At 70.2% G+C, this 10,319-nt stretch carries 5 protein-coding genes and 1 tRNA gene; 1 reads left to right on the top strand and 5 read right to left on the bottom strand.

The features are described from left to right. Positions 1 to 21: 21 nt before the first annotated feature. From AAFX79_03450 to AAFX79_03460, 3 genes are all read right to left on the bottom strand, one after another. Positions 22 to 2,220 (bottom strand): PqqD family peptide modification chaperone, encoded by a 2,199-nt coding sequence (locus tag AAFX79_03450; GenBank protein MEO1007596.1) that lies wholly within the window; start codon positions 2,218 to 2,220, stop codon positions 22 to 24. 10 nt (positions 2,221 to 2,230) lie between these two features. Further along, positions 2,231 to 4,102 carry a GAF domain-containing protein gene (locus tag AAFX79_03455; protein MEO1007597.1) on the bottom strand — a complete coding sequence of 624 codons (1,872 nt, stop codon included), beginning with the start codon at positions 4,100 to 4,102 and terminating at the stop codon, positions 2,231 to 2,233. Positions 4,103 to 4,250: 148 nt separating this feature from the next. After that, positions 4,251 to 4,583, bottom strand: a complete 333-nt coding sequence (locus AAFX79_03460) for a DUF3467 domain-containing protein (protein ID MEO1007598.1) — start codon at positions 4,581 to 4,583, stop codon at positions 4,251 to 4,253. Positions 4,584 to 4,962: 379 nt separating this feature from the next. Here AAFX79_03460 and nbaC point away from each other — a divergent pair, with 379 nt between their 5' ends. Beyond that, positions 4,963 to 5,538 (top strand): 3-hydroxyanthranilate 3,4-dioxygenase, encoded by a 576-nt coding sequence (gene nbaC / locus AAFX79_03465; GenBank protein MEO1007599.1) that lies wholly within the window; start codon positions 4,963 to 4,965, stop codon positions 5,536 to 5,538. A 25-nt stretch (positions 5,539 to 5,563) separates the two neighbouring features. Here the strand turns inward: nbaC and AAFX79_03470 are convergent. Further along, positions 5,564 to 5,637: transfer RNA gene (locus AAFX79_03470), tRNA-Pro, on the bottom strand. Positions 5,638 to 5,723: 86 nt separating this feature from the next. Next, entirely contained in the window at positions 5,724 to 10,319 is a 4,596-nt protein-coding gene (locus tag AAFX79_03475; GenBank protein MEO1007600.1) for a hypothetical protein, read from the bottom strand.

The following is a 10,319-nucleotide window of genomic DNA, read 5'->3' on the forward strand; positions in this document are numbered from 1 at the left end:
GCTACGTCGCCTGTCGGATCGCTAGAGCCACGTCCTGCTCTCGAAGAACTGCCGCACACGCCGCCACCACTGGCGGCCCAGGGGCATCTCCGGGCCCTCCAGCCGCACCCGCGCCCGGACGCCCGCCGCGGCCGCGACCGAGGCGTCGCCCTCGAGCTTGAGATCGATCAGGAAGCTCGGTTCGAGGGCTACCAGCCCGTCGGTCACGCGGGGGTCGGTCACCACGCTGCCGCCGGCCTGCGCGGCGAGCGAATCGCTCGGTAGCGTGCGGGACGCCACCGCCGCGACGCGAACCACCGCGGCATCGAAGGTCTCCGAGGGCCGGCTGGCGAGCCGCACCTGCGCCGGGGGCGAGTCGCCCTCGCCACCGAAGACCAGCGCGTGGTCGCGATCGGGCACGAGCGCGCGGACGACGAGGTCGTCATCGCTGACGACCAGCGCCAGGGCCGTTCCGCGAGGGATGAACGCACCCACGCGGGACTCGAGGTCTGCCCGCGTCTCGGCGCTTAGCGGCGACAGCCGGCCCGACACCTCCGCAATGAGCTCCAGGTCGGCGATCCGCTGGTCGAGCGTGGCGAGCTGGTCGGCCAGCACCCGCTCGGCCCGCTCGAATTGGTCTCGCTCGGGGGACCGGGCGGTCATCGTGTTGCGCACCTGCACGCGGGCCTGCCGCAGCCGGGCGTCGAGCGCATCTCTCTGCGCGCGCAGCCGCGGGTTCTCGAGGCGGGCGATGAGCTGGCCCCGCTCGACCCGCTCGCCCGGGCGGACGAGGAACTCGCTGAGGAAGCCCTCCTCGAGCGCCCGGACGCCCGCGATGCGGACGGGCTCAACCGTCGCCGCCGCGTACGCGGGCGTGGGCACCGGGTACAGCGCCAGCGGCGCGATGAGCAGCGCGAGCCCGCCGAGCGTGACCGCCCAGGCCTTGCCGCGGCGGCCCTCGAGCTTGGGATCGCTCAGCAGGAAGCCCGCCGTCTTGAGCACGGGCCACACCATCCAGACGACGCCCGCGACCACCGCCAGCACCACGCCGAGCGTCAGGTACTGGCTGGCGATGACCAGGAGGATCGCGAAGGCGATCACGATCCGATACGGAACCGAAAGCGCGCCGTAGACGGCTAGGAGCACCGCCTCTCCCGTCGACGAATAGCTCGGCCCGCGCGACCCGCGGACGCCCAGCAGGTACCGCTGGGCGAGATGCTTGAGCATCTCCCTGGATCGCTGCGCCAGGTTGGGCGCACCGGCGACATCGCTGAGGATGTAGTACCCGTCGTAGCGGAGCAGCGGGTTGAGGTTGAACAGCAACGTGGTCACGCTCGAGACCAGCATGGTCTGGTACGCAATAGAGACCAGCAGCGGATCGCTGCCCAGCGCCCAGTAGATCGCGGCGACGGCGGCGATGACCGTCTCGGCCAGGATGCCGCCCAGCGAGACGATGACCCGCGGCGTGATGTTCGCGAACCGCCACGCGCTCGTCGCGTCGCAGTACGGCAGCGGCAACACGTAGGCGATCAGGATTAGCCCGATCTCGGTGCAGCGGCCGCCGAACGCCTTGCACGCGATCGCGTGGCCTGCCTCGTGGACCGCACGCAGCGCCATAAAGATCACGCCGAGCGTCGCGAGGGTCTGCGGGTTGAGGGCCGCGAGCTGGTTGAGCGAGTCGCCGAAGCGATCCATGCTTAGGAACACGAGCACGAGCGCCACGAGCACGAGCAGCGTCCACGCGACACCCATGGCCGGCGAGAACAACGCCCGGCACAGCCATGCGTGCCGACGCAGCAGCGGCTCGGGGTTGATCAGCGGCACGTGCGGGAACATCCACTTGCCCGTGCGGCGCTGCAGCTTCTGGTGCTTGGCCTTGCTCAGGCGTCGGTGCAGCAGCTCGGGATCGAGCGCGCCATCGCCCGTGAGCAACCCAAAGAGCTGCAGCCGGCTGAGCAGCTCGATGACCTCCCGCTGCGTGGGGGCGGCGTCGCCCAGCTGCACGTTGCAGGCCTGCCAGGCTTCGTCGACCGTGGTGCGGCCATCGAGCATGCCCAGGAAGAAGTGGGCGCTCTCGCTGATGCGATAGAACTGTCCGCTCGCGGGATCCTCGACGATGTACGAGACGGTCGGGCCGAAGTGCTGGCGGACAACGTCCGCGTGCACGCTCAGCCGCGGCCGCGTCTGTGCCACGCGGTACCACAGGTCGCTGAAGGTGGTGCCGATGTCCCGCCCGCGCACGCCCGCCTCCCTACCACCACCAGGCCATGCGGGCCCGGTCGAGCAGGGGATCGACGACCCGGTAGAGGATCGTGGTCCAGCCGTTGTCGATGCGGGCGCGGCCGGTCATGCCCGGGCGGAGCCACGCGGGGCGATCGCCGACGAGCTGGGCTTCCACCAAATAGACGTTGCCGCCCGCGATGGCGTCGGCCTGCGGGTTGATCCGCAGCACGCGGATCGGCAGGCGATCATCGGGCCGGGCCCGCGCCGCAAAGGTGCCGTCGGCCTCGCCCCGCTCGTCGGCGGGACGGGCCAGGATCTGCTGGACGGCGTCGACGTTGTTCTCGCCGACCTTGATGACGATCACGCTGTCGATCCCAACGATCTGGCCGAGCGGCATATCGGGCGAGATCGGGGCATTGATGAACGGCTCGAGGTCGCTGCCCGACAGCCGCCCGTCGATGGACGCGCGGATCTCCGCGCGCTCCAGCTCGCGGGCGAGGATGGCACGCTGGGGCTCCAGCTCGCGGATCCGCTGCTCGCTGACCGAGGCCGCATCGACCTCGCGGCGGGCGAGCTGGGACTCCCGCTCGGTGCGGGCGGCGGCGAGCTGGGCATCCAGGGCGGCGAGCTGCAGCTGCCGCTCGGTCGTCGCCATCCGCGCAACAACGTCGCCCTCCGACACCCGATCGCCCGGCTTGAAGCCCACCCACTCCAGGTAGCCCTGGAACGGAGCCGTGAGCGACCGCATCGCATCGGCCTTGGTCTCCGCTTCGGACGAGATCGTCGCGGGCACGGGCACGAAGGCCATGGCCGCGAACACCGCGAGCACCAGGATCCCGACCACCTTGGCGAGCGTGTGCCGCGGCCCGACGATGGCCGACCCCAGGTCGCGGATGCGGTCCCGCACGACCCGCAGGATGCCGCGGTCCGCGAGGCGACGGGTCCACACGGCCGGCCCGATGAACTCGGCCACCAGCCTCATGAGCGGGATGGAGCCGGGCGGGAAGGGATCGTCGGCGGCTCGCTCGAGCACGGCGACGCCCACCAGGTCGCCGTCCACGCGGAGCGGCAGCGAGAGGATGGCGGAGGGCCCGAAGCCCTGGCTCAGGTCGCCGTGGGCTCGCACGACGCGGCGATCGGCGGCGGCGAGGCCCTCGGGCTGGGGGAACACGACCTCGATGTCCTGGTCGGCGCACTCCTCCATCGCCGCCTCGAGCGACTCGACCGCCGGGCTGCGTCGCTCGACGGTGTCCGCCCCGCTGACGGCGACCACGCGGATGTCATGCCCCTGCACCAGGCCCACGCTGACCCGCGAGCAGGCGAACCGCCGCCGCAGCTCGTCGCAGAACAGCGCGGCCATGGCGGGCGCGGCCGGTCCCCGCTGGGCGGCATCGAGCAGCTCGAGCGTCTCGCGGAGCTTGGCGGCACGCTCGGCCTCGGCCAGGCACCGCTGGGACCACAGGAAGGCCTCGAAGCCGTCGGCGGCGAGCCGCAGCGACGTGCGCGCGAGCCCGCTCGAATCCCGCCGGGCCAGCGGCACGAGCAGCACGCAGGCGCCCTCGGTCCGGCCGTTGGCAACCAGCGGCACGCCGAGCGCCTCGTGCGTGGCCGCCGAGTCGTACATCAGCCCGTCGGCGGCAACGAGCCGTTCCGACACCACGCCGGACTCGTCGGACTCCATCGCCCGCTCGGCCACGCGGGCTAAGCGGGCGAGCATGCCGGGGTCGTTGCGCACGCGCTGTGCGAGCTGCTGCGCGCCGGGCCGCTCGTGCATGGCCGCCAGCCCGCCCTCGCGATCCGAGCCGCCGCCGATGTAGGCCGCGCCGAGGTCGGCGTTGGCCAGCTCGCTCATGCGATCGAGCAGGTTCGCGAGGAAGCGCGCAATGGCGTCGGCGCCCACCGCCCTCTCCGGCAGCCCGCCCGTCGCGGCTGGTGTGGCCGGCTGGGCGGCGTCGGAGCGAGACGTGGAGGCGGACGTGTGTGGACTCATGGCGATCAAGGGATGGGGCCGGGATGCCGGCCCGGGGCAACTTTGCTAGTAGGTGCTGCTACTCGGTGAGCTTGGGGCCGTCCTCGGCGGCGGGGCCGGCCTGGGGGCGCTGCAGCTGGATCTCGCCGTTGCGCTCCTCGTACTGGCGGACGAGCTGGCCCATGGAGATCGCCAGTCGCTTGGCGCCCGCCCAGTTCGTAATGACGCGGCTTCCGATGGAGAAGTTGAGCACCGGCTGGTTGTCGGGCCCCTGCATCGGGATGTTCAAGCCGAAGTCGAGCACGACCTCGTCGTTGGTCGTCGAGCTGCGGATGGTGTTCGCGTAGGTCGTGTGCATCTTCGACTCATCGATGCGGAGCTGGACCTGTTGCTGGGGCTGGTTCTCGGCCATCGGTAGACCCGATCCTTTCTGCGTTACGAATCTGAACGCGGTGGTGCGAACTCGCGGCGGGGGTGCTTTATGCCGGAGGGCCCGCATCCGCGGGCGGTGGGCCTAGGCGAGCCGCGTCCTGGTCCCGCCCGACCACCGGGCTGGGGCGGCAGTGTATTGGCTCCGGCGTGCGGCGTCTGCCCGCGGGGTTCGGCCCTCGCGTGGGGGCGGGCCGCCCTCGGATCGGGCGCCGCCGCGGGGCCTCGGCGTGGCCTGCACGCGCAAGCTCGTTCGCAACGCGGTCGCACCCGGTTGCACTCGCCCCCGCGGGACCGATATCCTCCTTCGAATTTCCGCCGATTCGGCCGTCTGGCCCGCGCGGCGGCGAGAGGAGGCCCCCATGAGCGCGTTTCCGACCATCAACCTGCGCCGCTGGGTCGACGAGCATCCCGAGGCGTTCACGCCGCCGGTGATGAACAAGCAGTTCGCCCACGAATCAGAGAACGCGATCATCTTCGTTTCGGTGGGCCCCAACACCCGCAACGACTACCACGTCAACCCGACCGAGGAGCTGTTCTACCAGCTCAAGGGCGACATCGCCGTGCGGGTGCGGCCGCTCGATGGCAGCCCGGCGCAGGACGTCGTGATCCGTGAGGGCGAGATGTTCCTGCTGCCCAGCTGGGTGCCCCACCGCCCGCAGCGGCCGGCCGACACCATCGGGCTCATCGTCGAGTTTCCGCGCGGCGTCGACGAGCACGGCAACCCACAGAAAGACCGCCTGCAGTGGTATTGCCCGAAGAACGATGAGCTCGTGCACGAGGCCCAGTTCGAACTCGAGCACATCGACCGCGACCTGCACAAGATCATGGACGACTTCTGGAACGGACCCGAGGAGACACGGACCTGCAAGAGCTGCGGCACCGTCATCCAGCGAGCCGGCTCGTTCGATCTGGAGAAGGACGCGCTGCCGAGCTAGCGGCTCGCTCGCGGCGCACCTCGAATCAGGGCGACTGGATTCGAACCAGCGACCTCCTGCTCCCAAAGCAGGCGCTCTACCAAGCTGAGCTACGCCCTGAGGGCACAACTGTAGTCGGTGCATGCCGCGGCGGCGGACGGCCCCAGGCAGCGCCACAGTGCTTCAAACACACGGCAGAGCCAGGGCTAGAACGGGATCTCCTTGAAGACCACGACCTCCGGCCGATCGCCCGCTCGCGTCACGCCGGTGCGATCGAGCACGAGCAGATATCGCCTCGCGATCGAGGGCACGATCGGATCGGTGGCGCGGAGCCCCTCGACATCCTCGCGGGCGTAGCCGTGGAGCACGAACCAGACCGCGAAGTAGTCGCTGCGGACGGAGGTCGAGTTGGCGACGGCGTTGAAGAGCGCGAACTGCTCGTCGTAGTCGTTCACGATCTCGTCATCGAGGGCGGCCGCCGCCTCCGAGACGCCGCCGTTGGGTCCGTAGCGCACGGCGTCTACGCCGCCGACGTCGAGCGATGCGCCATCCAACGCCATCCGCCGGATGTTGTCAGGACTGGCATAACCACCGATGGTGCCGAGGCCCGGAGCCGACGGCTTGTGCGCCGCCAGCATCTCGCCCGTCGACAACAGGCCTGCGTGCTCACGGATGGCCTCGATGTCGTTCTGCTCGAAGCGGCCTTCGAGATCGAATGCGTCGAGGTCGCCGCGTGCTGCAGCGCCCTGGAAGGCGATGTCTCCGCCGTTGCGAGTCGGCCAGTTGGCCTTGTCTCGGTAGGCCAGCACGCCCGCGGCGACGTCCGACCGCGAATCGTGCAGCACGTTGCCGAGCGCATCGACCATCCAGGCCCGCGCCGGATCGACCGTGTCCTCCCAGTTGGGACTCAGGCCAGGCAGCACGCGGGCGACGGTCTCGGTCATCGTGGCCACGTTGACCGTGCCCAGGACGGGCGTGCGGGCATCGCCCACGCCGTCGGGCGTGGTCTTGATCGACGACAGCAGCGCCATCGCGTGCGGTATGCCCAGGCCCCGCCGCTCGTCGTCGCCATCGAAGATGCCCGGCATGTTGAAGTCCACGAACGGAGCGGCCGCGTCGAGGGGCAGGTGCCCGCGATCCAGCAGGTCCGCCATCGCCGGCGGGATGCCGGTCTGGCTGCTCGCGACGTCGTAGCCCAGCACCAGACCCATCATCTCGCCCGTGGTGTACCAGCCCTCTTCCGGATCGCCGCCGGGCACCGCGAAGTGCACCGGGCCGAAGGCCGGCACGCCCAGGAAGTCACCCGGCCGCAGCACGTCGATGTCGCTGCCCGACAGCGTGACCTCGCCGCTGTTGTCGTTGCGGAACGGCTCGATGTAGAGCGAGGGGCCGCCCGGCGTGACCGGATCGAATTGCAGACCCGGCACGCTGTTGATATCGGTAGCCAGCGGCCGCGCGATGTCGGCACCGGCGTACTGCATGTTGTCGGCAAAGGCGCTCGCCGGCAGATCGAACAAGAATTCGAGGCTCTGCGCTGCCGACGACTTGCGGGGCGACATCGGCAGCTGCGGCGGGGCCGCAAAGTCGCCCTGGCTCAGGCTGAACACGCCGAGATCGAACTCATCCGTAGCGATGCTGTTCAGTGGATTGATCGGATCATCGACCTCGACGACGTACGCCGGCAGGGCGCCACGCGGTGCGGCGACGCCCCCCTTGGGCCGCGTGATCGTTCCCCAGGTAACCATCGAGAAGCCGGTATTGTCGCCGGCCTCCGTCACCGTGCCATCCTCGCAGCCCGCCGTGCCCAGGGTCCCGCTGACGTCGAACTGCTGCGCCGGTGGCCGCCTGTCGAGGGTGGGCCGGACCGTGGAATCGGCGGGATCCGAGATGCGATCGAGCAGGATATCGGTCGTGAATCCGCCCGTCCGATTGACCCTGCGCCAGAGCGTCACGCGGCGATTCTCCGACTCGGCAACATCCCCCGGGTCGCCCGCCAGGAAATCCTCGCTGTTGGGCGTCGAGCCGAACGCCACACGCGGGACGCCCGAAAGCGTCGTGAACTGGTCGTCGAGCCAGTCGCTCACATCGCCGGCGCCAACCGCGAAGGTGCCACCAAAGCTCACGGCCGCGGCGCTCGCACGCGACACGAAGTCGGCCTCGCCACCCGTAATGGCGTAAAACGTCACGCTATCGCCGGGTCCGATGCTGCGCACCGGCAGATCGAATTGCTCGCCGCCGAAGCGGACAAAGAAGTCCGAGTTGACCTGCACCGGGGATGCGTACGGGTTGGTGACCTGCACCGCAAAGACCTGGCCGATGTAATCGGGGTTGCCGGCCTGCGTCGCGAGATCGATCGTGACTTCCTGGTCCTCGGAGGGTGCGAAGATGGGCCCCCCTCCCCCACCCATCGGCATGCAGATGCCGTCGTCGTCGCCCGGTCCGCCGGCACGATCGGACTCCGCATCGGTGAACACGCTGTAGAGCGCCACCTGGGTGATGAACGGGTGCCGCTCGAGGCCGTAGATGTTCATGGCCTCGACCGGAGCGGACAACGCCGGCGGCGGCGTATCCGGCAGGCGGGCATCACCGAAATCCAGCCGGCCACTCTCGTTGGGCTCGCTCCACCAGGGGAACGCGTCGATGAAGCCCGGGTCCGAGTCGAGGTCCGCACGGCTCTGCGCGTTGGTGAGCACGGTGAAACCGCTCGGCTCGTCGTCCTCGTCGTACGCGTCGATCATGTTGGCCGTCAGGTGGGCGGCCGTCCGCAGCGGGAAGAGCCAGTCACCCGTGTTGTTGGCGAAGTCGAAGCCGAAGAAGGTCGTATCCCAGGCCGCGTCGATCCAGGCGTTCTCCTCGGCCGCCGACGGCATGAGCGCGTTGGCGTAGGTGCGGAAGAGTGGATGGGGCTGCCGCTCATCCTCGGGCCCGAAGCCCGCCAGCAGGATCAACAGGTTGCCGTCCTGCACCAGGGTCGGATCGGGATCCTCCGGCGTGAGCGCGATGTCGACGTCTACCTGCCGCTGCAGCGTCTGGGCGACCTCGGCCGCCGTGGGCGAGCCGCCGCCCAGGTCCACGGGCGTTGAGAGCCGGGGCATGCCGCCGCTCAGGGTGGTCAGGTGCTGCCGCACGTCGATGGCGCGCAGCGCGAGCGCCGGCGACCACGACGGCGGACCGCCGTCGGCAATCCGCCGCTCCCACTGCAGCGAGCGATTGCTGCGGAGCGGCCCGAACTGGGCCACCGTCCCGCGGCCGTCCACCGCGCGCTCGAGGTCCGACGTGATCGCGGGGTCGTTCAATCCGCGGTAGGTCAGCAGCTCGGCCAGGTCGTCGGCGCCGAACACGCGATAGCGGGCCAGCCCGGCCGTCCGGCGGATGACCCGCGAGCCCTCGGATCGCACCTGCTGGAACAGGTTGCGGCGATCCTGGGCGGTGACATCGGGCAGGGCAACCAGTGGGCCGGGCGACACGGCCGCGGCGTCGAGCGCGGCGCGGAGCCCGTCGAAGCCCGCATCGCCGATGTCCACGGCCAGGCCGAAGTTGTCGTAGGCGCCATAATCCTGCGCGCCCGCGGGCGCCTGCTCCGCGGCGTCGTAGAACTCGCCGTAGAGCGCCTCGGCATTCTCCAGGATGAGCAGCCGCCGCAGATCGATGTCCGCCGGCGAGATGCCGAGCCGGTAGGGGTTGTTCGGCTGGGATTGCTCGTCGAGGGCGGCCACGGCCGTATTGGCCTCGATGGCGCCCGCCGTGTTCACGTTGACAAGGCCCGACAGGTCGACGCAGCGCACGGCGACGAACCAGCGGTACGGCCCCTCCCCGCGGACGACGCCGAAGGGGTTGTTCGGGTCGGTGGTGTCGACCAGTTCGATCCACCGGCTATCGAGGAAGCCGTCGCCATCGGTGTCGGCCCACTGCATGGGCGGGTAGTCCGGATCGTCGACCGCAGGGGGATTGTCCAGCAGCGTGGGATCCGCCGGCCGGTATGCGCGGATCTGCAAGCTGTCGAAGTGGGCCGGGATCCGCGGGTTGGCCACGCCGCCGTAGGCCAGCTGGTTGGTCGGCCGCCCGGCGTCGTCCAGCAGCGAGAGGTTCTCGCTCATGCGGTCGTCGCCGTCCGAATCGGTGCCCAGGCCGGGCTCGGCGTCGAAGTTGTTGCGGAGGTTCTGGATGTTGGAGAACAGCCCGCTCGGGCTGAAGTTGCTGATGCTGCCCCAGTCCCGCCGCTCGTCGTACAGCGGATCGGCGAGCGTGGCCTGGGAGATCGGCCGGATGTACCGCGGCTGGTGCTCGGCCAGGAAGGGATCGGAGGGGCCGAAGGGAAGCAGGTCCGCGTAGACGTCCCGGGCGGAATCGGTTGGATCGTCCGACGCCCGCAGCGGCGGCAGACCACCGGCGGGCGTGTGCTTCAGGCCGAAGTAGTCCGTCTGCGGCTCGGGCACGCCCGTGTTCACGGGCTGGCCGTCGATGGTGCGGTTCGGGTCGGTCCGCGGCAGGTCGACCGCCTCGCGGACGAAGATCGGCTCGCCCTGCGGATCGAAGCCCTGGAAGTAGACCGCGAGCACGTCGTCGCCGACGACGCGGCCGATGTAGTCGGCGGTCGCCTGCGCCTGGCGCTCCACCTCGGCGCTGCGGGTGTTGGCCCTCGCGATGCGGCGGTCGCCCCCGCCGATGCTGACGTAGGTCACCGTCAGCACCGCCAGCAGCGCAAGCGTGGCGACCACCAGGATCAGCGTGGATCCGCGGCGGTGGTGTCGCCTCGAACGGAAGGCGTGCAGGACCTCGGTGCGCAGCGTCGTGGATTGCAT

It is taken from the genome of Planctomycetota bacterium, from assembly GCA_039819165.1.
Lineage (GTDB): Bacteria > Planctomycetota > Phycisphaerae > Phycisphaerales > UBA1924 > JAHCJI01.

What these genes read in the sequence shown, in the direction of transcription:
- AAFX79_03460 (MEO1007598.1), bottom strand. Translation starts at nt 4,583, where the DNA reads ATGGCCGAGAACCAGCCCCAGCAACAGGTCCAGCTCCGCATCGATGAG.
- nbaC (MEO1007599.1), top strand. Translation starts at nt 4,963, where the DNA reads ATGAGCGCGTTTCCGACCATCAACCTGCGCCGCTGGGTCGACGAGCAT.
- AAFX79_03475 (MEO1007600.1), bottom strand. Translation starts at nt 10,319, where the DNA reads ATGCAATCCACGACGCTGCGCACCGAGGTCCTGCACGCCTTCCGTTCG.